Origin of the sequence: Bradyrhizobium sp. SEMIA (assembly GCF_014844175.1) — a bacterium.
GTDB lineage: Bacteria > Pseudomonadota > Alphaproteobacteria > Rhizobiales > Xanthobacteraceae > Bradyrhizobium > Bradyrhizobium arachidis.
The window spans coordinates 416,745-439,533 of sequence record NZ_CP046601.1 but is presented as its reverse complement, the minus strand read 5'-3'; the positions used below and the strand labels follow the sequence as shown (position 1 = coordinate 439,533).

19 protein-coding genes and 3 pseudogenes are annotated in these 22,789 nt (G+C 64.6%); 9 read left to right on the top strand and 13 right to left on the bottom strand.

What is annotated here, in order from left to right; translation table 11 throughout:
- Window positions 1-22: 22 nt before the first annotated feature.
- A complete protein-coding gene (locus FOM02_RS02130) occupies window positions 23-244 on the bottom strand; it encodes a dodecin (RefSeq protein WP_027562132.1) in 222 nt (73 codons plus the stop codon).
- 171 nt (window positions 245-415) lie between these two features.
- Between FOM02_RS02130 and FOM02_RS02125 the strand changes: the two genes are divergently transcribed.
- The 3 genes from FOM02_RS02125 to FOM02_RS02115 all read left to right on the top strand — a co-directional run bounded on the left by FOM02_RS02125 (window position 416) and on the right by FOM02_RS02115 (window position 3,908).
- Complete coding sequence (locus tag FOM02_RS02125) at window positions 416-1,297, top strand: DMT family transporter (RefSeq protein WP_027562133.1); 882 nt, start codon at window positions 416-418, stop codon at window positions 1,295-1,297.
- A gap of 167 nt (window positions 1,298-1,464) precedes the next feature.
- A complete protein-coding gene (locus FOM02_RS02120; RefSeq protein WP_027562134.1) occupies window positions 1,465-2,466 on the top strand; it encodes a family 16 glycosylhydrolase in 1,002 nt (333 codons plus the stop codon).
- 2 nt (window positions 2,467-2,468) lie between these two features.
- A complete protein-coding gene (locus tag FOM02_RS02115) occupies window positions 2,469-3,908 on the top strand; it encodes a GH1 family beta-glucosidase (RefSeq protein WP_265441424.1) in 1,440 nt (479 codons plus the stop codon).
- A gap of 3 nt (window positions 3,909-3,911) precedes the next feature.
- Here FOM02_RS02115 and FOM02_RS02110 read toward each other — a convergent pair whose 3' ends face one another.
- From FOM02_RS02110 to FOM02_RS02085, 6 genes and pseudogenes are all read right to left on the bottom strand, one after another.
- Window positions 3,912-4,100, bottom strand: a complete 189-nt coding sequence (locus tag FOM02_RS02110) for a hypothetical protein (protein ID WP_231164152.1) — start codon at window positions 4,098-4,100, stop codon at window positions 3,912-3,914.
- Window positions 4,101-4,540: 440 nt separating this feature from the next.
- Window positions 4,541-5,098: an HNH endonuclease gene (locus FOM02_RS02105; RefSeq protein WP_008543309.1), complete on the bottom strand. Its 558-nt coding sequence runs from the start codon at window positions 5,096-5,098 to the stop codon at window positions 4,541-4,543.
- 205 nt (window positions 5,099-5,303) lie between these two features.
- Window positions 5,304-6,280, bottom strand: a pseudogene (locus FOM02_RS02100) (peptidyl-alpha-hydroxyglycine alpha-amidating lyase family protein).
- A gap of 124 nt (window positions 6,281-6,404) precedes the next feature.
- Complete coding sequence (locus tag FOM02_RS02095) at window positions 6,405-8,168, bottom strand: NAD(P)/FAD-dependent oxidoreductase (RefSeq protein ID WP_027562137.1); 1,764 nt, start codon at window positions 8,166-8,168, stop codon at window positions 6,405-6,407.
- Between the two features lie 78 nt (window positions 8,169-8,246).
- A complete protein-coding gene (locus FOM02_RS02090) occupies window positions 8,247-9,332 on the bottom strand; it encodes a DUF2855 family protein (protein WP_027562138.1) in 1,086 nt (361 codons plus the stop codon).
- A 93-nt stretch (window positions 9,333-9,425) separates the two neighbouring features.
- Window positions 9,426-10,072: pseudogene (locus FOM02_RS02085) on the bottom strand (DNA-3-methyladenine glycosylase family protein).
- A 127-nt stretch (window positions 10,073-10,199) separates the two neighbouring features.
- Here FOM02_RS02085 and FOM02_RS02080 point away from each other — a divergent pair.
- Window positions 10,200-10,466: pseudogene (locus FOM02_RS02080) on the top strand (glutamate--tRNA ligase family protein); the annotation flags it as partial.
- 19 nt (window positions 10,467-10,485) lie between these two features.
- The gene (locus FOM02_RS02075) at window positions 10,486-12,096 is read left to right on the top strand and encodes a Na+/H+ antiporter (RefSeq protein WP_092211937.1); all 1,611 of its coding nucleotides are present in this window, start codon (window positions 10,486-10,488) and stop codon (window positions 12,094-12,096) included.
- Window positions 12,097-12,121: 25 nt separating this feature from the next.
- Here FOM02_RS02075 and FOM02_RS02070 read toward each other — a convergent pair whose 3' ends face one another.
- A complete protein-coding gene (locus FOM02_RS02070) occupies window positions 12,122-12,937 on the bottom strand; it encodes an N-acetylmuramoyl-L-alanine amidase (protein ID WP_027563266.1) in 816 nt (271 codons plus the stop codon).
- A 310-nt stretch (window positions 12,938-13,247) separates the two neighbouring features.
- Between FOM02_RS02070 and FOM02_RS02065 the strand changes: the two genes are divergently transcribed.
- The gene (locus FOM02_RS02065) at window positions 13,248-14,087 is read left to right on the top strand and encodes an outer membrane protein (protein WP_027563267.1); all 840 of its coding nucleotides are present in this window, start codon (window positions 13,248-13,250) and stop codon (window positions 14,085-14,087) included.
- An 86-nt stretch (window positions 14,088-14,173) separates the two neighbouring features.
- Here the strand turns inward: FOM02_RS02065 and FOM02_RS02060 are convergent, their stop codons facing one another.
- The 4 genes from FOM02_RS02060 to FOM02_RS02045 form a co-directional block, all read right to left on the bottom strand.
- Complete coding sequence (locus tag FOM02_RS02060; RefSeq protein ID WP_027563268.1) at window positions 14,174-15,070, bottom strand: TauD/TfdA dioxygenase family protein; 897 nt, start codon at window positions 15,068-15,070, stop codon at window positions 14,174-14,176.
- A gap of 244 nt (window positions 15,071-15,314) precedes the next feature.
- Window positions 15,315-16,598 (bottom strand): flavodoxin-dependent (E)-4-hydroxy-3-methylbut-2-enyl-diphosphate synthase, encoded by a 1,284-nt coding sequence (ispG, locus tag FOM02_RS02055; protein WP_027563269.1) that lies wholly within the window; start codon window positions 16,596-16,598, stop codon window positions 15,315-15,317.
- A 12-nt stretch (window positions 16,599-16,610) separates the two neighbouring features.
- On the bottom strand, window positions 16,611-17,564 hold the full coding sequence (locus tag FOM02_RS02050; protein WP_027563270.1) for a DMT family transporter: 954 nt from the start codon (window positions 17,562-17,564) through the stop codon (window positions 16,611-16,613).
- Window positions 17,565-17,598: 34 nt separating this feature from the next.
- Window positions 17,599-18,093, bottom strand: coding sequence for a Fur family transcriptional regulator (locus FOM02_RS02045; RefSeq protein WP_027563271.1), 495 nt, complete (start codon window positions 18,091-18,093; stop codon window positions 17,599-17,601).
- Window positions 18,094-18,250: 157 nt separating this feature from the next.
- Between FOM02_RS02045 and FOM02_RS02040 the strand changes: the two genes are divergently transcribed.
- Genes FOM02_RS02040 through FOM02_RS02030 form a run of 3 tightly spaced genes read left to right on the top strand, consistent with a single transcriptional unit; the run spans window position 18,251 to window position 21,462 of the window.
- Window positions 18,251-18,733, top strand: a complete 483-nt coding sequence (locus FOM02_RS02040) for a MarR family winged helix-turn-helix transcriptional regulator (protein WP_027563272.1) — start codon at window positions 18,251-18,253, stop codon at window positions 18,731-18,733.
- A complete protein-coding gene (locus FOM02_RS02035) occupies window positions 18,726-19,901 on the top strand; it encodes an HlyD family secretion protein (protein WP_027563273.1) in 1,176 nt (391 codons plus the stop codon). The genes FOM02_RS02040 and FOM02_RS02035 overlap by 8 nt, the downstream gene beginning before the upstream one ends.
- A 4-nt stretch (window positions 19,902-19,905) precedes the next feature.
- Window positions 19,906-21,462 carry an MDR family MFS transporter gene (locus FOM02_RS02030; protein WP_027563274.1) on the top strand — a complete coding sequence of 519 codons (1,557 nt, stop codon included), beginning with the start codon at window positions 19,906-19,908 and terminating at the stop codon, window positions 21,460-21,462.
- 189 nt (window positions 21,463-21,651) lie between these two features.
- Here the strand turns inward: FOM02_RS02030 and FOM02_RS02025 are convergent, their stop codons facing one another.
- Window positions 21,652-22,740 carry a phosphotransferase gene (locus tag FOM02_RS02025; protein WP_265442286.1) on the bottom strand — a complete coding sequence of 363 codons (1,089 nt, stop codon included), beginning with the start codon at window positions 22,738-22,740 and terminating at the stop codon, window positions 21,652-21,654.
- Window positions 22,741-22,789 lie beyond the last annotated feature (49 nt).

Sequence of the window (22,789 nt, the reverse complement as noted above, 5' to 3'; positions counted from 1 at the left end):
GCTCCGCCTCGTATCCGCTGCCTCATCCCTCCAGCGTGAAGCCGACGCGCAGCGTCACCTGATAATGACGCACGGTGCCGTTCTCGATGTGGCCGCGCGTCTGCACCACCTCGAACCATTTCATCTCGCGAACGGTCTTGGCGGCGCGGCTGACCGCGTTCTTGATCGCATCCTCGATCGAGGTCTCGGACGATCCGACCAGTTCCAGGATCTTGTAGACGTGATCCGTCTCGGCTGTGGGCATGGCGGTCTCCCCTTGTGTGGCGGATGGGCCGGTCCTCGCGGACAGTCGGGCTGTCGTGAGGCGTATGGCCTCTACCTGAACGGACACCGGCGCTTGCGGTTCCTTGCTCCGTGATGGCCCGCATGCGCCAGCGGCATTGGAGTGCCGGCGATCGCCTGCTAAGCGCTGTCCATGGATTCGACGCGGCGTGACAGGACAATCGGCTCTCTCTGCCTCTGCGTGACGGCGTTCGGCTGGGCGCTGAACTGGCCGCTGATGAAGCTGCTGCTCCAGCAATGGCCGCCGCTGTTCGCGCGCGGGCTTGCCGGTGTCTGCGCCTCGCTCATTCTCGGTACCCTGGTGCTGAGCCGGAAGGAATCCTTCGCGGTGCCGCGTGAGGCGATTCCGCGGCTGCTGTTTGCGACCCTCACCAATGTGTTTGCCTGGATGGGACTCGGCACGGTCGCGATGAAATACGTGACCGTGAGCGAGGGTGCGCTGCTCGCCTACACCATGCCGATCTGGGCGATGCTGTTCGCCTGGCCGGTGCTGCACACCCGGCCGACCCTGCGGGATGTTTTCGGGCTGGTCCTCGGTGTCGCCGGTGTCGCGTTGCTCTTGAGCGGCAACGGCTTTGCGTTCGGCGCCGACAAGCTGCTCGGCATTGCGCTCGCGCTGCTCTGCGCCATCCTGTTCGCGCTCGGCAACGTGCTCAACCGCAAGCCGTGGCCGATGCCGCCGCTGGTCGTCGTCGCCTGGCAGGTCGGGCTCGGCTGCGCCACGATGCTGATCCTTGGCATCCTGTTCGAGCATCCCAACGTCACCGCGATCACGCCGCGGGGCCTCGGCTGCTTCATCTACATGACGCTGGTGCCGATGGGCGTCTGCTACGTCACCTGGTTCGAGACGCTGCGCCGCCTGCCGCCGACCTCCGCCTCGACCGGGATGCTGATTGTTCCCGTCATCGGGGTAGTCTCCGCGGCGATCATTCTTGGCGAGCCGCTGGGCCTGCGCGAATGGATGGCGATGGCGCTGACGCTTGGCGGCGTGACGCTCGCCTTGCAGCGCGCGTAGCGGCGTCATTCGCGGCCGGTAGGTCGAAACCGTCGCGAAGCCAGCAGTCGGGCCGCGACCTCGATATTCCTTTCAAAAACGCCCGTCGGTGCAGGATCGCCAGCTTGCCCGTTTCAATGCGGGCGGGTTAATTTCTGCGCCTTTCCTGGCCTGTTCGATGTGCGGTGATGATCGACCGTTGGACGAGGGGCGCTCTGATTGCGATCGGTCTCTGTGGCATGCCTGCGCCAGGCATCGCGCAAGACGATCTCGATGTCGCGCCGGACAGCCTGTCGCTGCAAGTGACGACCGATCCTTCCATGATCGAATGCCGCCGGCTGGAGGCGGTCAATCCGGCCTCGCTCGCGTTCCTGCCGCTGCGCCGCACCTTCAACGACGATTTCGATCAGCATCCGCTCGCGAGCGGGCGCTGGGTACCGCATTACGCCGGCGGCGCGGCATGGCCTGAGGCACGTTATTGGGGCGGCGACGGCTCCGACTTCAAGCGCAAGACCAGCGCCAATGGCGAGCAGCAGATCTATGTCGATCCGCGCTACGCGGGGCGCGCCGCAACGCCGCTCGGGCTTGACCCGTTCAAGGTCAAGGACGGCGTGCTGTCGATCGTCGCCAGCCGCACGCCGCCGGAATTGAAGCCGGTGCTGTTCAACAACGAGTACATCTCGGGGATACTCACCACGCAGGGCAAGTTCGCGCAGAAGCACGGCTATTTCGAGATCCGCGCCAAGCTGCCGGTCGGCCATGCGGTGTGGCCGGCATTCTGGATGCTGGCGGACGACGGCGGCTGGCCGCCGGAGGTCGACGTGCTGGAAGGCCGCGGCGAGCGCCCTGGCGATCTCGTCATGACCACGCATTGGCGGATTCCCTCGACCCAGAAGATCCAGTCCTGCGGCTTCGACTTCGCGGTTGGCGATGCCTCCAGCGCGTTTCATAATTACGGCGTGCTGTGGGAGGAGGACCGGCTGATCTATTTCATCGACCGCAAGCCGGTCTCCGACATCAAGGTGCCGATCGGCTTCGACGATCCCATGTACATGATCGTCAATCTCGCGATCGGATCGAAATTCTTTCTCGGCGTCGGTCCCGTCGACGCGGAATCGCCCCCGAGCGTGGCCTTCGAGATCGACCGGATCTCGGTCTATCAGATCGACATGGCGCAGGCGCGGAGATAGGGATGCTCGCAAAATTCTCGCGGCGCGGTTTTGCAAAGCTCGCCGGCCTCGCCGCGCTCGGCGCTGCGGCGGGTGCCAGGGGCGCGGAGAACGATGCGCCGGCGGTGGACCGTCACGCGCCGGCACCGTTCCCGAAGGAGTTTCTGTGGGGCACGGCGACCTCGTCCTACCAGATCGAGGGCGCGGTCAACGAGGACGGCCGCGGCAAGTCGATCTGGGATATCTTCAGCCATACGCCCGGCAAGATCGAGGACGGCTCGACCGGCGACCGCGCCAACGAGCATTATCATCGCTACAAGGAGGACGTCGCGCTGATCAAGGCGCTCGGCGTCAAGGCCTACCGTTTCTCGATCGCCTGGCCACGGGTGTTTCCCGAAGGCACGGGCCAGCCCAATCCCAAGGGGCTCGACTTCTACAACCGTCTCGTCGACGAGCTGCTCGCGAACGGCATCACACCCTACGCCACGCTCTATCACTGGGACCTGCCGCAGGCGCTCCAGGATCGTGTCGGCGGCTGGCAGTCGAGTGACACCTCGAAAGCCTTTGCCGATTACGCCGCCTATGTTGCGGCGCGCCTGACCGATCGCGTGAAGACCGTCTTCACCGTCAACGAGGTCGGGCGCTTCGTGAATTTCGGCTATGGCTGGGGCATCGACGCGCCCGGCCCCAAGCTGCCGACCGCGCAGCTCAACCAGGCGCGCCATCACGTCGCGCTGGGGCACGGGCTCGCGGTGCAGGCGATCCGCGCGCGGCCGAGAACATCGCCGCCTGCGTGCCGGGCGATCGCGACGCCGGACAACATCCGCGCCGCCGAGATCGCGACGCGCGAGCTCAATGCCGGCTTCCTCGGCGTGGTGCTGGAGGGCAAGTACACCGACGGCCTTCTCGCCTATGCCGGCGCGGATGCGCCAAAGTTCACGCCTGACGAATTGAAGATCATCGGCACGCCGAACGATTTCGTCGGCCTCAACATCTACGCGCCGCAGTTCTACGTCACCGCGTCCGAGCGCGCGTCGGGCTTCCACGTGCTGCCGTTCCCGACCTCGTTCCCGCACATGAACTCGGAATGGCTGCGCATCGGCCCCGAGGTGATCTATTGGGCGCCGCGCCTCGCCGCAAAGGTCTGGAACATCGAGAACATCTACATCAGCGAGAACGGCACCTCGTCGGAGGACAAGATCGCCGCCGACGGCCAGGTCTACGACCTCGACCGCATCATGTTCCTGCGCAACTACCTGACCCAGATGCAGCGCGCCATCAGCGAGGGCGTGCCGATCCGCGGCTATTTCCTGTGGAGCCTGATGGACAATTTCGAGTGGATCTTCGGCTACGGCAAGCGCTTCGGCGTCTATCGCGTCGACTTCGAGACGCAGGCGAGGGTGCCGAAGCTGAGCGCGGCGTTCTATCGGGATGTCGTGGCGCGGAATGCGATCGGGGTGTGAGCATCAATGGGCGGTCTTGGGCAAATCATACGGCCGCTTGCGCCGCGGATGCTCGCGTTCAAGCCGTGAAATTTCCTCCGGAGATGTGGCAATCAGCTTTAGCTGCAGCCGCGAAAGAAAAAAGGTTCCGCAAGGACCCGACTCACCGTCGACCCGTCCATGGTAGACCGCTTTTCCGTCGATCTTCACCACGTCGGCGGCTGGAGAAGTTCCGATCGTAAGCAGTGCGCCGGGTATCCACGGCTGCCCTGTGGGACACGTCCCATCGCACCATCATGGTGCGCAATCACCGCCTTTCAGTCGCGCCTGCTCCGAGACAACTCGCCCCTTAGAATTTTAACGTCTTCGAATGTCAGGAGCTCGACGGGGGCCTGAACTTCAGAGCCGCCAAGGGAGCTGACCCCTGTAAGTCGACCGCTGAAAACTATCGGGCTCAGATTTGCGAGCGCTGCGCGTGCCTCAAGATCCTCGATCTTCCTTGCCGGATCGGCGCTGGCGTCGATCGACTCGAAAAAGCTCGGGAAGGCAGAAGGGCAATCCAAAGCACGGGCCGCAGCAGGCCATCCGATTCCGAGGACTGCGAAGAAAACAACCGATCGGGAGCCGCGAAGAGAACCGAACCGCATCCGACCCTACGGATCCAGCTCCGTATCCCAGTAGAGATAATCCAGCCAGCTGTCGTGCAGATAGTTCGGCGGAAACAGGCGGCCGTTGCGGTGGAGCTGGTGCACGGTCGGCGCGAATGCGCTCTGGCGCGGAAACATCTTGGCCTGCGCCGGCGTGAGATTGCCCTTGCGCAGGTTACAGGGCGAGCACGCCGCGACCACGTTCTCCCAGGTGGTCTGGCCGCCTTTGCTGCGCGGGATGATGTGATCGAAGGTGAGGTCTTCGGGCGAGCCGCAATATTGGCAGGCGAAACGATCGCGCAGGAAGACGTTGAAACGGGTGAAGGCGGGATGGGTGGTCGGCTTGACGAAGGACTTGAGCGAGACGACGCTGGGCAGCTGCATTTCCAGCGTGGGACTTCGAACCGCCTGATCGTAATGCGCGACGATGTTGACGCGGTCGAGGAACACCGCCTTGATCGCGTCCTGCCACGACCACAGAGACAGTGGGTAGTAACTCAGCGGCCGGAAGTCCGCGTTCAGGACCAGCACCGGCCAACTGCCTTGCGAGACATGTGCGTTCAAGTAACGCTCCCGGCCTCCAATGTACGCTGCGAAGCAGCATGTACTGACATACTACATGCAGCGTGACGGGATTGTGAAGCCCGTTGAGCGACTTATTCAGGCGCAAGCAATGCGGCGGCGGGGTGGCGAAGCGCTCAAAAACGCCGTGATTCGGGGAGCGATCATGCGGGGCGGCCCGGAACCGCCGCTGCGGGTCGCCGATGCCTCATTCCCGCACCCGCTCCAGCTTCTGCAGGCAGCGCGTGGCGCGCACCGCGGCCGGCATCTCCTCGTCGGGAAAGCTGGTTTTCCAGTTGGTGACGCCGACTTCGCCGACATAGATGTCGCCCCTCGAATCCAGCGCGATGCCGTGCGGGGCCAGGAATTTTCCGCTGGCAACGCCGGGCCTTGCTCGCCGCCGAGGCGCGCGATGCGCTTGCCCTGCGCGTCGACGATCGACAGCCGCGGGCCGAGATTGGGCACATTGCGGTTGATGTCGAGGCCGGGGCCGAGCTCGCCGATGACGAAGGTCGGGCTCTTGGCCCCGCCGCAGCAGCACAGCGCGCAGGGCCGGTGCAAATTGTTCCACTGCGTCTCGTACTTGCCCTCGCCGTTGAACACCTGCACGCGGTGGTTCTCGCGGTCGGCGACATAGACCCAGCCGTCGGCATCGGTCGCGATGTTGTGCACGATGTTGAACTGGCCGGGATCGGTGCCCGGCCCGCCCCAGCTCTTGATCAGCTTGCCGTCAGGGGTGAATTTGTGCACGCGCGCATTGCCATAGCCGTCGGAGACGTAGATCTCGCCTTTCGGTGACAGCGCAGTGTGGGTGCAGCGGTGGAACGGCTCGCCGCTCATGAACGGCGCCGGCTTTGCGGGAATGCCGATCGTCAGCAGCACCTTGCCCTCGGTGGTGCATTTGCGCACGGTGTGGTCGCCATCGTCGGTGCAGTAGAGATTGTCGTCGGCGTCGATGTGCAGGCCGTGCGCGCGCGAGAACAGGCCTTCGCCAAAACTTCGGAGGAAATTGCCTTCGCGGTCGAGCACCACCATCGGATGGACGCCGCGGTTGAAGACGTAGACGCGGTCCTTGCCGTCGACCGCGACCGAAGCGACGTCGGTGAGCTGCCAGCCGTCCGGCAGCTTTGCGAAATTGTCGACGACGCGGTAGCGGTGCTCGCCGGTGCCGAGAATGGCTGGCATTGATCTCTCCTCTTGTCATTCCGGGGCACGCGAAGCGTGAACCCGAAATCCATCGGGCCGCCCGTCCCGGAGTTTCCATGGATGCCGGGCTCGCGCTGCACGCGCCCGGGAATGACGAGTGTGGTTACGTCGGCTCCAAAATCCCTTCCTCGATCGCCTTGATCTGGAGCGCGAGATATTTCGAGTTGATGCGGCACTGCGCAAGGCTGCCGGCGATGAACCACAGGCCGGGCTGCTTGGTGCGCGCATACATGTTGCGCAATTCGAAGCCGTCGCCAAAGCCCCAGACCGGGCCGACGCGGTCGGCGATGGCATCGCCGAACAGTTTCCGCACGAGGTACTCCTGCGGCCTGTAGCCGGTCGAGAGCACGATGAGATCGGCCGCAACAGTCGTGCCGTCCTTCATCTGTGCGCCTGTGGCCGTAAAGCCTTCGATGTCGGAGAACTGCTTCAGCTTGATCGCGCCCTCGACGATCAGGTTGGAGCAGCCGACGTTGAAATAATAGCCGCCGCCGCGGGTGAGGTATTTGAACTGCCAGCCGGTGCCGGCCTCGCCGAAGTCGAGCTTGAAGCCGACGCGGGCAAGGCCGTCGAGCAGCTCCTTGTCGAGCTGCTTCGATTGCTCGGTCAGCATTACATGGGTCTTCTTCGCGAGCGGCGTCGGCATCGAGGCCGCGATGAGGTCGTTGTCCTCGAGCGTGCCTTCATTGTAGGTCGCGTAGGCGAGCTGTGCCGAGGGCTCGATATTGGTGACGAGTGTGGGCGAGCGCTGCACCAGCGTCACCTCGGCGCCGCTGGAATGAAGATCCTGCGCGATGTCGTGGCCGCTGTTGCCGGTGCCGACGACGATGGCGCGCTTGCCGGTCCAGTTCTCGCCGTCCTCGTAGCGGCTGGAATGCAGCAGCGCGCCCTTGAAATTATCGAGGGTCGGAATGTCAGGAATGTTGGCGATGCCGCTGACGCCGGTCGCCATGATCACATGGCGCGGATGCATGGTGCGCTGGCTGCCGTCGGCGCGGCGCAGCGTCACCGTCCAGTGTCCCTCCGCCTCGTCGTAGTCACCGCCCTCGAATTCGGTGCCGGTCCAGAAATTCAGCTCCATCGCATCGACATAGGCTTCGAACCAGTTGGCGAGCTTGTCCTTGGGGATATAGACCGGCCAGTTCGGCGGGAACGGCATGTAGGGGAGGTGATTGACCTGCACCTGATTGTGCAGTGTGAGCGCGTGATAGCGCTTGCGCCAATTGTCGCCGATGCGCGCCCCGCGATCGACGATCAGCGTGTCGATCTTCAGCTGCTTCAGCCGTGCCGCGATCGCGAGCCCGGCCTGGCCGCCGCCGACCACCAGCACGGTCGGATCGCGATCTGCATAGTCGCGCGAGGCGTTGCGCTGGTCGAGCCAGTTCGGTCCGCGAAAATCGCGCGAATAGGCCTGCCCGCGCGGCCGCGAGGTGCCGAGCTGTTCCTCGAAGCCTTTGAGCTCGTCGAGCGCGGTGAGCAGCGTCCACGCCTTCAGCCGGTCGCCGTCGGTGGTATCGGGCACGAGCCGTACGATGCCGTTGCCGCGGCCGAGCATGGTCTCGAAATTGAAGATGGCTTCGATGTTGTTGGTGCCGGCACGCATCACCCAGCGCGGAGGTGCGCGGTTCGGCGCGATTTTGAAGCTGGTGGGGGCCGCCTTGGGCGCGAGCACGGTCAGAGATTGCGCAACTGCATCGCGGCCGGTGATCGTCTGCAGGTTCCAGCTCAGTGCCAGCACGTCGCGCCAGAAACACTCGGCAACGAACAGGCGGTCGAGCGCTTCGCGGTCAGGCTTTCGCAGCGTGCGCTCGAATTCATCGAGCCAGGCCTGCGCGGCGACGGAAATATCCTGCGTCCTGTCCAGCATGCGCGACCTCATGGCCGTCTTCGCGGCGTTTCCTCGGAGATCGAACGCTATACTGGATCAGCCCATGCCAAAAGCGATTTACCCGAGCAGCGAGAGCATGTGGCCCTGCTCAGGCGGAATGCGCCCTTTCAGCGTGTCGAGATAGACCTGCCGCACGGCGTTCGGGCCGCGGCTCTCGATCACGGTCAGGCGCTGGTCGAGCGTCGGTGCGAAGCCCGCCCAGGCCCGGCCAAAACGCTGCTCGATGCCGCCCGGGCCCCAGTCCTTGGCGCGTTTGCGGATCGTCTCGGGCGCAGAGAACCAGCGCGGCTTGGCGCCGGGCAGGGCGGCTTCGTCGGCGTCGGTGGCGCGATGCGTCAAGCCGACGCGCATCGAGCATTTCATCTGGTCCCCAAAATGCCGGTGCAGTTCGGCGCGCAGCGCGCTGTTGCCGGCCATGTCGATGAAGGCGACCGGTGTGTCCGATGGCAGCGACGTCACGCGATCATACGTGACGACCTCGTCGTAGCAGCCGAGCGAGGTGACGAAAGCGGTGTTGCCTGACGAGGTCAGCCCGATCACCTTGCGGCCTCGCGCATGCAGGAGATGGCCGAGCCCGAACGCGGTCTTGCTCGATGCGCTCGAGAGCAGCACGGTGCGCGCGCCGAAATCGTCGTTCTCGGCGAGAAAATCGTCGACCAGGAACGACAGCATGAACAGCGGCCGCAGCAGCGCCTGGTAGTCGCCCTGCCGTCCGGCATAGGCGGGATCGCCGCTGACGCGCGCATAGGCGTTGTAGACGGGCGCTACGTTCTGCCGGTGCGCGGCACCGTCGCGCAGGCCCCGCTTGCTGACGTCGGCAGCTTCGATGACGAGATGCGTCGCCATCGGGAAATAGCCGAACAGGCGCTCGCCGACCGGCACGTTCGGATGCCTCGAGGCGATCACATCGCCAAAGCCCCACACCGGAATATTGCCAAAACCCTTTGGCGCGGGAAACAGCTCCCAGTATTTCACGGTGTCGCCGAGCACGGCATAGGTGATGTTGTTGGCGGTGAAGGCGAAGCGGTCGACCTTCACCAGCAGCGCATCCGGCGGCAACGCGTCGGCTGCGGGAAGCATCGTTGAGATCGTCTTGCAGGTTTCGAAATCGTCGCGCGCGACGATGAAGTCGGTGGCTGTCATCATGTCGATCCCGGCTTGTCCGTGCCGGCATCTCAATCGGTCACGCGCGCGAGCTTTGCAACAGCAACATAGTTTTAAACGCTGTTCGGCTGCTCATGCCGACAGCACACCTTCGCGCTTCTTCACTGCGCGGTAATAGCTCCACCACAGATGCGCCGCCGCGCCGCGCAGGGGGCGCCAGGGTTCGGCGAGCGGCGCCATCTGCTTTTCGGTTGGCCGCGCCTTCAGGCCGAGGCCAATCTTGATGCCTTCCTGCACGGCGAGATCGCCGGCCGCCAGGCATCGCCATGGCCGAGGCAAAACAGGAGATAGACGTCGGCGGTCCACGGCCCGATGCCGGGCAGCGAGATCAGCGTGTGATGCGCGGCGTCCGCGTCTTCCTCCGCGAGCACGTCGAGGTTCAGCCGCTGCGCATTGATCTCGCGCGCCAGGTGCTTCAGCGTTTTGATCTTGGCTGCGGAGAGGCCGAGCCGCCCGAGCCGGTCGGTGCGGGCGCGGCGCACGGCGTCATGGTCGAACGGATCGAACGCGGCCGACAGCCGTCCCCAGATCGCCGCGGCGCTCGCGGTCGAAAGCTGCTGCCCGCAGACGATGTGGGCCAGCCCCGTAAAGCCCGGCTCGCGCCGCCGTAGCGCCGGCATGCCCGCGATCTCGAACACGGGCTTGAGGCGCGAATCGCGCTTGACCAGCGCGTGGACGGCCTCTTCGAGATCGGACTGGCTTTCGAGGTGGATGGTCATCGCAGTTCGGCAAGCTCTTTCCGGCGTCATGGCCGGGCTTGACCCGGCCATCCATCTCCTATCGTAACAGAGTCATGGAGGATGGATTGCCAGGTCAAGCCCGGCAATGACGAATAGCTGAGAACTCATGCCACCCGTTTTCCGATTTGCCCCCAGCCCCAACGGCCTGCTGCATCTCGGCCACGCCTATTCGGCGCTGCTGAACTTTGACCGCGCGCGCGAGGCCGGCGGGCGGTTGCTGCTGCGGATCGAGGACATCGATGCGACGCGCTGCCGGCCGGAGTTCGAGGCGGCGATCTACGAGGACCTCGCCTGGCTCGGGATAGCCTGGGAGATGCCGGTCCGCCGGCAGTCGGAGCATCTCGCGGAGTATCGCACCGCGCTGGAAGAGCTCTTCCGGGCCAAGACAGGCCATGATCGCAGCGAAGTTCCAGACCTTTCTCATCCTGCTCGCGGTGCTGGCGGGCACCGCGCTGGTCGCCCGCCGCTTCAACATCGCGCCCGCCATTTTGCTGATGCTCTCCGGCGTCGGCCTCGCTTTCATACCCGGCATGCCGCCGGTGGAACTGCCGCCGGAACTGGTGCTGCTGATGGTGCTGCCGCCGCTGATCTACTCGGCGAGCGTTGCGATGAGCTGGCGCGAGTTCAAGAACAATCTGCGGCCAATCGTGCTGCTCGCGGTCGGCGCGGTGATCTTCACCGCGGCCATGGTAGCCGCCGCCACGCACTATCTGATCGGCCTGCCCTGGACCATCGGCTTCCTGCTCGGGGCGATCGTCGCGCCGCCCGACGTGGTGGCGCCGCTCGCGATCGCGCGCCGGCTGAACCTGCCGCGCCGGCTCGTGGTCATCCTCGAAGGCGAAGGGCTCGCCAACGATGCCACCGCGCTGATCCTCTACCGCTTCGCGCTCGCCGCCATCATGGTCGGTCACTTCTCGCTGCCGCTGGCGGCCGGTGAATTCGCCCTCATCGTCGCCGGCGAGATCGCGTTCGGCATCGGCGTCGGCTGGCTCTCCCTGCGTTTCCGCAAATGGTCCGGGGATCCGCAGGTCGAGCTGACGCTGTCGCTGATCACGCCCTACGTCTCCTACTGGCTGCCCGAGCATGTCGGCGGCTCCGGCGTGATCGCCACGGTCGCCTGCGGCCTCTATGTCAGCTGGAACGGCCCGCTGCTGATCTCGTCGGCGACGCGCCTGCAGGGCATCTTCTTCTGGGACCTCATCATCTACCTGATCGAGGGCCTGCTGTTCCTGCTCACCGGCTTCCAGATGCGCGCGCTCTACGAGAAATCGAAGACGTTCCCGCTCGACGACATTCTGATCGCAACTGCCCTGGTGCTGATGATCATCGTGATCGCGCGCTTCACCTGGCTCTATCCGGCGACCTATCTGCCGCGAATCCTCTCGAAGTCGCTGCGCGAGCGCGATCCCTCGCCGCCTTGGCAATGGCCGTTCGTGCTCGCCTTCACCGGCGTGCGCGGCGCGGTGTCGCTCGCGGCCGCGCTGGCGCTGCCGTTCACGCTGCCCGAGGGCGATGCCTTCCCGTATCGCGACCTGATCCTGTTCGTCGCCTTCGGCGTCATCTTCGTCACCCTGATCGGCGTCGGCCTGACGCTGCCGCCCGTGGTGCGCTGGCTCGGCGTCGCCGAAGCTGGCCGCAACGAGCACGTCGCCGAGCACGAGGCCGAGATCGCGGCGCGTCGCCAGGCGCTCGACGCCGCGCTGAAATCGCTGGACGAGCTCACCGCGGAGAAGGAAGTCTCCGACGAGGTGATGCGGCTCCTGCGCGCGCGCCACGAGATCCGCGTCAACCAGCTTCCGGACTCACTCGATCCCGCGCACCACGACGTCTCCGCCGCCGGCACCGCGCTGACCCGCGAGCTGATCGCCGCCGAACGCAAATTCATCCACGAACTCCTCCGCGACGGCCAGATCACCGACGAGACAAGACGGCGGATCGAGCGCGATCTGGACCTGGAGGAGGCGAGCCTGGCGAACCGGGAGTATCGGGGGGTGCCGCTGTAGCAGCCCGTCATTGCGAGCGCAGCAGCTACCGCCTCTCGCAGAACTCCCCGACCCCCGCCGCGACGGCCTCCGCAATCATCTCCTGCCGCTCGGACGAGTTCAGCTCCATCTCCTCGTCGCGATTGATGATCGAGCCGGCCTCGAGCAGCACGGCAGCACTCCGTGTCCGCGACAGCACGATGAGCCCGTCATAGCGGTAGACGCCGACCTCCTTGTCGAGCAGCTGGCGGCGGTAGCGGCCCATCACCGGCAGCGTGTACTGGCTGGCGTAGTGAAGGCCCTGCTGCTTGAGCTGCCTGCCGATCATCCGCGCCAGCATCAGGCTGGTGGCGAAGTGCGGATTCTGCTGCGACACGAACAGCGAGTGCCCCGAGAAGCGGTCGCTGAAATAGCTCTTCGCGCCGTCGAATTCCCAGGTCTCGAGCAGCTTATCCGGCACCGAATCGTGATGGATCGACAGGAAGAGATCGGTCCGGCTGTCATTGGCGGCACTGACGCGCTTGAACAGGCTCGGCCGCGCCTTGCCGTCCGTGACGAGCAGGCGGGTGGCGGCAAAACCTTCGGACTTGAGTTTGGCCGTGATCAGCTTTGCGAGAACGAAGTTGAAGCCGAACTCCGGATCATTGCGCGCACTGAGCGCGCCGTAGGCGTCCGGGGTATGCCCGACATCGACGACGATGCGGAATTTTGGCTTCTCACATTTGAACGGCGGCTGTGTCGACTGTGACTTGAGTTTCGTTGTCTTTCGCGTGGCGGCGGCTTGGCCACTGCCAACAGGCGCAAGCGACGATAGCAGGATGGACGCGACGAGCCCGGCGACGATGCTCCGCGCGTGCGACAAACCCTACTCCGCTGCCCAGAAACGCTGCAACAGCCCGCCCATTCGCGCTCCGAGGCCGGACTCGATCAGGAATTTGTTGTCCTCGGCGCGGAGCATGGCTGATCCTCCCGACTCCCTTTCGGGAAGATTGGCGCAGGCGACGCGGGGCGTCAACGCGTAGACTTGCGGCGCGCTGGCCCCTCCTTTTTCGTCATGGCGACCACGCTTTCGGGAAATTTCCCCGGTGTTGCAGATGGGTGACGGACTTGGGCGCGGCGGACGCCGTAACTTGTCGGCATATTGAAATCTGATTTGGCTGGGGGCCAAAGAGATGGTGAAGAGCGCGCTGAGGATCGCGGCTATTTCTGTTTCCGTGTTGATGCCCGGCGTCGTTTCCGCGGCCGACATGGCGGTGAAGGCTCGCCCCGCACCAGTCCCGGTTTTCTCCTGGAGCGGCTGCTATGTCGGCGGCAACGCAGGCTACTCGCGCGCCGAGGTCAGGTCGGATGGCACCCCCAACGCCATCTTTGCGGGCCTGACGCCGGTTGGCACCGCCGCGATATTGACGTCGGCATCCGCCGCAAAAGTTACGCCGGATGGCGTCACCGCAGGTCTCGGAATTGGTTGTAACTACCAAAAGGGCATCTTCGTCATCGGCGCCGAAGGCGATATCAACTACAGCGATCTTGGCGCACAACAAATTCGAGGCCCCTTTGCAAACGCGGCGCCCATCTCTCCCTACACCTGGGAAGAGCGTTTCCATTCCAATTGGTTTGCAACGGCGCGAGCGCGGGCCGGCGTCGTGGTCGCCGAGCGCAGTTTGTTGTACGTGACCGGCGGCGCGGCCTTTGCCGAATTCAATTGGCTCAAGGCACTCGATTTTCCGGGATTCGTAGGCTTCCGGTATCAAGCTAGCGCGTCTGACACCAAGCTCGGGTGGGTCGTGGGCGCCGGCTGGGAGTACGCGTTCAACAACAATTGGTCCGCCAAAGTCGAATATTTGCACATGGATTTCGGAAGCTCGTCCGGAATCACTCCGACGCCTCCTGCTCCCGCTGCCGGAGCAGGCGCAGGTGCGGCCTGGTCGATCTCGAATAATTTCCGTGAAGACGTGGTACGCCTGGGTGTCAACTATCGCTTTAGTGGCGGTGCGATCGTCGCGAAGTACTGACGGCCTGCGGACCAAAGGACTTCAAAAGCCTCGGCGTTGCCCGGTGCTTTCTTTGTTCATGCTGGGCTGCCCACATCGCAGCCCCTTCACACCGGCCTTTCCCCCTTCACCGTCACCCGCGTGCCCGAGCGCGTATGCGGCCAGTAGTCCCACATGGCGCGGTGCTGGGTGCAGCGGTTGTCCCAGAACGCGATGGCGTTCTCGGTCCAGCGGAAGCGGCACTGGAACAGCGGGTTCTCGGCGTGCTGGTAGAGATAGGCGAGCATGGCGTCGCTCTCGTCGCGCGGGATGCCGTTGATGTGGCGGGTGAAGCCGCGGTTGACGTAGAGTGCCTTTCTGCCCGTGACCGGATGCGTGCGCACCACGGGGTGCTCCGCGTTCGGATATGACGGACGGTCGGCGACGCCATAGTTCGCGTAGAGCCCGCGATAGATCGGCTCGCCGTCATGCAGCGCGGTCAGGCCGTCGAGATAAGCCTTCATGCGATCCGACAGCGCCTCATAGGCGGCGTACATGTTGGCGAACAGCGTGTCGCCACCGCGCGGCGGACACTGCTTGATGTAGAGGATCGAGCCCATCGGCGGCTCGAGATCGCAGGACACGTCCGAATGCCAGCCCTCGCCATTAGCGCGCGGCGAGTTCTTGTCGGCATAGATCTTCATCAGCGCCGGGTCTTCGTCCTCGTGGGGAGCTGCGGGATGGAAATGCAGTTCGCCGAACTTGCGGCCGAAGGCGAGATGCTGCTTTGGCGTGATTTGCTGGTCGCGAAAGAAGATCACGAGGTTTTCGGCGAGCGCACGATGGATCTCGTCCATCTGCCGGTTGGAGCGCGCGTCGCCCTCGACGAGCTGGCCGATATCGACGCCGGAGATTTCCGCGCCGATGATGGGCGTGAGCTTCTCGACCGCGATGGTCTCGTAAGGAGCGCCGTCGTCCGCGGTATGGCGATAGCGCGGACCTTGCTTGCCGGCGAGTGAGCTCATGGCGTGTCTCCCGATCATTGTTGATTGGGGGCCATCGTAGCGTGCGGAGACAGATACGCAATCTCCGCTGCAACCACAGCTGTCGTCCCGGGGCGCGCGTAGCGCGAGCCCGGGACCCATAACCACAGGATCAGGTTTGGCGAAGACTCGGAGTGGCAGCCTGCCGCAACCACAACGCCTTGTGGTTATGGGTCCCTGCTTTCGCAGGGACGACCGCGGAGTGTAAGGCGCTAGCGGAGTGAAATCACTCCGCCGCGGTCACGGGCACCTTGGCTCCCTGGCCATAGCGCTGGTCGATGTAGTCGATCACCAGCGCCTTGAAGTCTGCGGCGATGCCGGGGCCGCGCAGCGTGCGGAACTTCTTGCCGTCGACGAACACGGGCGCGGCCGGCGCTTCGCCGGTACCGGGCAGCGAGATGCCGATATTGGCGTGCTTGGACTCGCCGGGGCCGTTGACGATGCAGCCCATCACCGCGACGTTGAGCTCCTCGACACCAGGATATTTCGTTTTCCAGGTCGGCATCTCGTCGCGGATGAAATCCTGGATCGAGCGCGCCAGCTCCTGGAACGTGGTCGAGGTGGTGCGGCCGCAGCCGGGGCACGCCGCGACCAGCGGCACGAAGGTGCGGAAGCCCATGGTCTGCAGGAGCTCCTGGCCGACCTGCACCTCGCGGGTGCGGTCGCCGCCGGGCTCCGGCGTCAGAGAGATGCGGATGGTGTCGCCGATGCCCTGCTGCAAGAGGATGCCGAGCGCGGCCGACGAAGCGACGATGCCCTTCGAGCCCATGCCGGCCTCGGTCAGGCCGAGATGAATGGCGTAATCCGAGCGCGACGCGAGGTCCTGGTAAACCGCGATCAGATCCTGCACGGCCGAAACCTTGGCCGAGAGGATGATGCGGTCCTTCGGCATGCCGAGTTCCTGGGCCCGCGCGGCCGAGAGCAGCGCCGACTGCACCATCGCTTCACGCGTCACCGCACGCACGTCGCGCGGTGACGGCGACGCGGCGTTCTCGTCCATCAGCTTGGTCAGGAGCTCCTGGTCGAGCGAGCCCCAATTGGCGCCGATGCGCACCGGCTTGTTGTTCTTGTTGGCGATCTCGATGATGTCCGCGAACTGGGTGTCGCGCTTGTCCTTGAAGCCGACATTGCCGGGATTGATGCGATATTTGGCGAGCGCCTCGGCGCAGGCCGGATGCTCGGCGAGCAGCTTGTGGCCGATATAGTGGAAGTCACCGATCAGCGGCGTGGTGATGCCGCGCTTGGCGAGGCCGTCGCGAATGTGCGGAACGGCGGCTGCGGCCTCCTCACGGTCCACGGTGATGCGGACCATTTCGGAGCCGGCGCGCGCCAGCGCTGCGACCTGGGCGATGGTGCCGTCGATGTCGGCGGTGTCGGTGTTGGTCATCGACTGCACGACGATCGGTGCACCGCCGCCCACAGTGACGTCGCCGACCTTCACCTGGGTGGTCTGGTGCCGGGGCGCCGGGCCCGCGAGGTCGGAATCGATGGAGTTTTCGAGCTTGTTCATGGGGTCCAAATATCAGGTTTTGGTGGCATTCAGCAATGCATCGCGCGGCGCCGCAGCCTCTCGGCTCGGACGGTTAACCAGAAAAAGCCCAGCAATTACAAGGACGGCGGCCGCCCCGAAAGCAAGGCTCAGAGTGTCGTGCATGATGAAATAGCTACCCACCACGCCAAACAAAGGGGTGATGAAGGTAAAAGCCGACAATTTGCTGGCTGAATAGGCCTTCACCAGTGCGAACCAAAGCGTGAACGTGGTTCCGACCACCCAGATCGCCTGGAAGGCCATCAGGCCGAGCGACAGCGGCGACGGCGTATGAGTGATGGTCTCCCCGAACAGATACGCCGCCAGCCCGAGGATCGGGATCGAGGTTGCGACCTGATAGCCGAGCGCCTTCTCGGGAGCTGCGAAGCGCAGCCGGGTGCCCTTGGCCACCAGCGTGGTCGCGGCCCATAGCGCGGCGCCGCCGACGATCAGGAGATCGCCGAGCAGGACATGCGCGTCGACATTGGGCTGCGGCACGCCGATCGCGAGCGCGACACCGGCAAAGCTGATGGCAAGGCCGAGCCATTGCGAGGCGCCGAGCCGCTCGCCGAGCACCTGATACGAGCCGAGCGCCACGAAGAACGGCGCGGTGTAGAGGAACACCACCGCGCGGGAGGCGGAGGTGAGGCGCAGGCCCTGGAAGATCAGCACGAACTCGATGCCGAACATCAGTCCTGCGATCAGGCCGGGCTTCCAGGTGCCGTCCCGTTCGAAGAATTTCACGCCGCGCAAGGTGCCGATGATGAACAGCACCGGCAGCGCGCCCATCGAGCGGATCATCGCCTGGAGCATCGGCGGGATATCCGGCAGCACCAGCTTCACCGCGATCTGGTTGAAACCCCAGGTCAGGCACAGCATGAGCATCAGGGCGATGGCGCCGGCACTGAGGGGACGACCGGCGGACGGGATGGCTTGAGGTGTGGGCATGTTTCCTGTGATCCGGCTTTGCGCCGTTGTTGCTTTATGCAGCTTTCTGACAATGGGTGCAGACGCCCGTGATCTCCACCACGGACAATTTGGGGGCGAAACCTGAGCTGCGCGCCGCGGCGTTGAGATTCCCGGCGAAGGATGCCGAGGGTATCTCGCCGACGAGGCCGCAGCGCTCGCAGATCAGGAACGCCACCGCAGAGGTCGAATCGTGGTCGTGGGCGGCGCAGGCGAGATAGGCATTGCGGCTTTCGATGCGGTGCACGAGGCCGTTGGCCATCAGGAAATCGAGCGCACGGTAGACCGTGATCGGCGCCGGCCGCGCCATCGACTTGGCGAGTTCGTCGATCACCTCATAGGCGCCGAGCGGGCGATGGCTGGAGAGCAAGGCGCCCAGCACCTGACGGCGGATCGGCGTGAATTTCTGCGCGCGCTGCTCGCAGACCGCCTCGGCATGCGCCAGCGCGTCCGCAGTGCAGCGGCCGTGATCGTGGTCGGGCGCAGGAAAGGCCGGCTTTGCGAGGGTCATGCCGGCAGCGTTCTAGCATTTCGGTGAGGGAACCCAAAGCGCGACACCGAACGCGGCTGCCAGCCATGCTCCCCCCGCGGGACAGCATCCCGGCAATCCGCCATGAAATAATCATAAGCTTGCTTATTATATGCCAAGCTTATTGGAGACCAAGCTTATGACCCGCGGGTCTGTCGACCAGAACTTCCTGTTCACGCTCGGCGAGCTCTACCGCCTCTTGCGTGTCTACGCCGACAAGGAGGCCTCGCGCTTCGGCATCACCCGCGCGCAATGGGCCGTGCTGGCCAAGGTCGAGCGCAGCGAGGGCATGAAACAGTCGGAACTCGCCGAGTTGCTGGAGATGCAGCCGATCACGCTGACCCGGCTGATCGACAAGCTGTGCGACAACGACTGGATCGAGCGCCGCAGCGATGCCTCGGACCGCCGCGTCAAGCGGCTCTATCTGAAGAAAGCCGGGCGGCAATTGCTCGGCCGGATGAGCGGGCTGAAGTCCGAGCTCACGGCCAATGCGCTGGACGGCATCAACCCGGCGGACGCCCACCGCCTCCTCACCCAACTCGAAACAATCAAGGAAAACGTGCGTAACGCGATCCAGAATAGCGGAGCGGAACAAGCGCGTAAGGAGCAGCGCTATGGCTGATCAAGTCCTCAAGTTCCAGCCCGAGCAGAAGATCGACAGCGGCAAGCCGACCAAGAAGGCCGGCACCGATCCGCGCCGCCGGTTCGTGGCGGGCCTGCGGCGCTATCGCCGCTTCCTGCTGATGGTCGTGCTGCCGATCGTGGTCGCCGTCGGCGGCCTCACCTTCTATCTCAATGGCGGCCGCTATGTCGGCACCGACGATGCCTATGTCGGCGCGCAGAAGGTGCTGGTGACGCCCGACATCTCCGGCAAGATCGAGAAGGTCGTGGTCAAAGAAGGCCAGCTCGTCCACCAAGGCGACGTGCTGTTCGAGATCGACCCCGTGCCGTTCCGCCTCGCGGTGGACGAGGCCAAGGCGCAGCTGATGCAGGCGCAGAGCACCTACGACAACCTCCGCGCCAACATCAAGATCTACGGCGACATGCTCAACCTCGCCCAGCAGGGCGTCGACCTCAAGCAGCGCGATGTCGAACGCAAGCAGGCGCTGGTGAAGAACAGTTACGGCTCGCAGCTCGACCTCGACAACGCCGCGAACGCACTGGTCACGTCGGGCTCGATCGCGCAATATGTCAAGCAACAGATCTCGACCGCCAAGACGCAATTGCTCGGCGACACCGACCTGCCGCTGGAGAAATTCCCGCCCTACGCGCAGGCCAAGGCCAAGCTCGACAATGCCGAGCGCAATCTCGACCACGCCGTTGTGCGCGCGTCGATGAGTGGCGTGGCGACGCAGGTCGAGCAGATCCAGCTCGGCCGCTACGTCAGCGCCGGCACGGCGGTGTTCTCCATCATCGACGTCGCCCATCCCTGGGTCGACGCCAATCCGAAGGAGAGCGACCTCACCTATGTCACCGAGGGACAGCCCGTGACCCTCGAGGTCGACGCGTTCCCGAACCACGTCTTCAAGGGCAAGATCGGCTCGCTCTCGCCCGGCACCGGCGCGCAATTCGCGATCCTGCCGCCGCAGAACGCCACCGGCAACTTCGTCAAGGTGGTGCAGCGCGTGCCGATCCGCATCTATTTCGACGAGACCGACAAATATGTGAGGAAGCTGAAGGCCGGCATGAGCGTCTATGCCACCATCGACACCGGCCACAAGCGCTCGCTCGCCGGACTGTTCGGCCTGCCGGCGACCGCAAGCCAAGACAAAGACCACGACAAGGACTGATCCGATGTCCGGCCCCAATGCCAGCCTGATGGTCCCCGGCCTGCGCCGGAACATGGTGACGATCTGCGCCATGACCGCGACCATCATGCAGGCGCTGGACACCACCATCGCCAACGTCGCCCTGCCCTACATGCAGGGCACGCTGTCGGCCTCGCAGGACCAGATCAACTGGGTGCTGACCTCCTACATCGTCGCCGCGGCGATCATGACGGCGCCGGTGGGCTGGATCGCCAACCGCTTCGGCCGCAAGCGCATCTTCATCATCTGCTCGGCCGGCTTCACCATGGCCTCCGTGCTGTGCGGCCTCGCGCAGGACATCAACCAGATGGTGCTGTTCCGCCTGTTGCAAGGCGTGTTCGGCGCCGCGCTGGTGCCGCTGTCGCAGTCGGTGATGCTCGACTATTACACGCTCCAGGAACGCGCCAAGGCGATGTCGATCTGGGGCATGGGTGTGATGATGGGCCCGATCATGGGCCCCTCGCTCGGCGCCTGGCTGACCGAGACCTATTCCTGGCACTGGGTGTTCTTCGTCAATCTGCCGTTCGGCGCGATCACCGTGATCGGGCTCATCGTCTTCATGGACGAGACCAAGAAGGACCTCACCCTCAGATTCGACTGGCTCGGCTTTGCCGCGCTGGCGATCGCGATCGGCGCCCTCCAGCTCGCGCTCGACCGCGGCGAGCAACTGGGCTGGCTCGAATCGAACGAGATCATCGCGGAATTCATCGTCTCGGCCGTTGCCTTCTATTTCTTCCTCGCGCACTCCTTCACGACCTCGACGCCGTTCATCCGCTTCGCGCTATTCCGGGATCGCAATTTCGTCACCGGCTGCATGTTCATGGTCGTGATGGGCCTCGTGCTGTTCTCGACCATGGCGCTGGCCTCGCCCTACATGCAGAACGTGATCGGCTATCCCATCATCACTGCCGGCCTGCTGCTGGCAAGCCGCGGCTTCGGCACCTTCTTCGCCATGATGCTGGTCGGCCGCATGATGCGCTATTTCGAGGCGCGCACGCTGATCATCACCGGCCTCACGCTGACCGCGGGCTCGCTGTTCCAGATGACGGGCTGGACCGACCTGACCCAGGTGCCGGAGATCGTGACCGTCAGCGTGATCCAGGGCTTCGGGTTCGGCCTCGTGTTCGTGCCGCTTTCGACGGTGGCGTTCCTGACGCTGCCGAACAATTTGCGCACCGACGGCACCGCGATGCTGACGCTGATGCGTAACGTCGCGAGCTCGGTCGGCATTTCCGTCGTCATCGCCGAGCTGACGCAGGGAACGCGGCGAACCTATGCGATCCTCTCCGAGCACATCAACCCGTTCAACCACGCGCTGCAGATGCCCGACGTGCGCGGCATGATCAATCTGTCGACCGATGCCGGCCGCGCGATGGCCGACAGGATGGTCAGCGTGCAGGCGCAAATCATCGCCTTCGCGCACGACTACCAGCTGGTGATGTTCTTCATCCTCTTCACCATCCCGCTCGCCCTGCTGATCGGCTCGACCAAGGCCACGCTGCGCAAGCAGGCCGCGGGGCCAGAACATGCGGTGATGGAGTAGACGCGTTATCGCGGCGTTGCCTCATACTCCCCCGTCGTCCCGGACAAGCGCAGCGCCGATCCGGGACCCATAACCACAGGGAGTGGTTTGGCGAAGACTCGGAGTTGCCGGCTCGCGCCGCAACTGCTTCCTGTGGTTATGGGTCCCCGCGTCGCGGGGACGACAGCGAGAATGTTGAAGCAGCGCCGGCTACAACGACTCCTCACACCCCAAATCCTCGACCGCCATCATCACCCGCTCAAGGTTGTTCCACCAGATCAGCGGAGGAATGTTGATGCTCCATTGCCAGACCGGCTTGGTGATCTGCCAGAGCACCGACAGGCGATAGTCCTGATCGAGCGCGCCGCGCGTGTAGCCGGTGACACCATTGGCCATCAGCGTCTCGTGATAATGATTGAGCAGCGGCCGCTCGAGCGCCTGCCGTTGCTGCGGATACCATTGGGTCGCCATCATGTAGGCGAGATCGGTCGTCGGCACGTTGATGCGCCACTGGTCGAAATCGAAGATGCGCACGGTGTCTGCGACGCCGGGACGCGGCAGCAGGAAATTCCAGATATGGGCATCGCCATGGGCGATGCTGATGTGACGCCGTGACTGATAGCGCTGGGACAGCCGGGCCGAATGCTCGATCAGACGGCGATAGAGGGTGCGGCGCTCTTCGCTGAGGCGGTCGCCGAGCAGATCGGCAAAACGGTCGTAATGGCCAGCAAAGGTCTCCATGTGCTGCGCGCGGTCCTCGGCGCTCGCCCAGCTGCCGACGGTGTCACCAAGACCGGGATGGTCCCACCATGCCGCATGCCAGCGCGCCAGCGTCGTGACGATGGCCATCGCCTGCTCGCGCGACGGCGGCAGAGGCCACTGGGTCGCGATCACATGGCTGTCGGTGAGATCCTCGAGCAGGAGATGCCAGGCCCGGCTCTCCTCGTCGAAGCTCCCGTCGAAGCAGCGCGGCGCGAGCCCCCGCGGCATGCTCGGCGCAAGTTGCGTGTAGAAAGCCACCTCGTGGCGGCCGGCATCTGCGAGCGATTTTGCGAAGGCGGCATGCGCGGTCTTCAGGATCAGCGATTGCGGCGCGCCGCCGGATTCTCCGACATAGCGCAGGCCGAGGCGGATGATGTGCGACAAGACGGTGTCGCGCTGGTGCAACACCTTCACCTCTCGGACAGCGCCAGCATCCAACACGCGCCCCTTGCGCAGCGCCGCGGTCAGTTGGGCGGGCTCAACGACCGCCGGCAGTTGTGGAAGTGTCATGACCACGATGCCCCTGTCCCGCGCAATACTGCACGATCGCAATTCCGGGCACCAGCGGCAGAGCTGATGCCGGGCT

Coding starts and splice junctions, on each gene's coding strand:
- FOM02_RS02130 (WP_027562132.1), bottom strand. CDS start 244: ATGCCCACAGCCGAGACGGATCACGTCTACAAGATCCTGGAACTGGTC.
- FOM02_RS02125 (WP_027562133.1), top strand. CDS start 416: ATGGATTCGACGCGGCGTGACAGGACAATCGGCTCTCTCTGCCTCTGC.
- FOM02_RS02120 (WP_027562134.1), top strand. CDS start 1,465: ATGATCGACCGTTGGACGAGGGGCGCTCTGATTGCGATCGGTCTCTGT.
- FOM02_RS02115 (WP_265441424.1), top strand. CDS start 2,469: ATGCTCGCAAAATTCTCGCGGCGCGGTTTTGCAAAGCTCGCCGGCCTC.
- FOM02_RS02095 (WP_027562137.1), bottom strand. CDS start 8,168: ATGCTGGACAGGACGCAGGATATTTCCGTCGCCGCGCAGGCCTGGCTC.
- FOM02_RS02090 (WP_027562138.1), bottom strand. CDS start 9,332: ATGACAGCCACCGACTTCATCGTCGCGCGCGACGATTTCGAAACCTGC.
- FOM02_RS02075 (WP_092211937.1), top strand. CDS start 10,486: ATGATCGCAGCGAAGTTCCAGACCTTTCTCATCCTGCTCGCGGTGCTG.
- FOM02_RS02065 (WP_027563267.1), top strand. CDS start 13,248: ATGGTGAAGAGCGCGCTGAGGATCGCGGCTATTTCTGTTTCCGTGTTG.
- FOM02_RS02060 (WP_027563268.1), bottom strand. CDS start 15,070: ATGAGCTCACTCGCCGGCAAGCAAGGTCCGCGCTATCGCCATACCGCG.
- ispG (WP_027563269.1), bottom strand. CDS start 16,598: ATGAACAAGCTCGAAAACTCCATCGATTCCGACCTCGCGGGCCCGGCG.
- FOM02_RS02050 (WP_027563270.1), bottom strand. CDS start 17,564: ATGCCCACACCTCAAGCCATCCCGTCCGCCGGTCGTCCCCTCAGTGCC.
- FOM02_RS02045 (WP_027563271.1), bottom strand. CDS start 18,093: ATGACCCTCGCAAAGCCGGCCTTTCCTGCGCCCGACCACGATCACGGC.
- FOM02_RS02040 (WP_027563272.1), top strand. CDS start 18,251: ATGACCCGCGGGTCTGTCGACCAGAACTTCCTGTTCACGCTCGGCGAG.
- FOM02_RS02035 (WP_027563273.1), top strand. CDS start 18,726: ATGGCTGATCAAGTCCTCAAGTTCCAGCCCGAGCAGAAGATCGACAGC.
- FOM02_RS02030 (WP_027563274.1), top strand. CDS start 19,906: ATGTCCGGCCCCAATGCCAGCCTGATGGTCCCCGGCCTGCGCCGGAAC.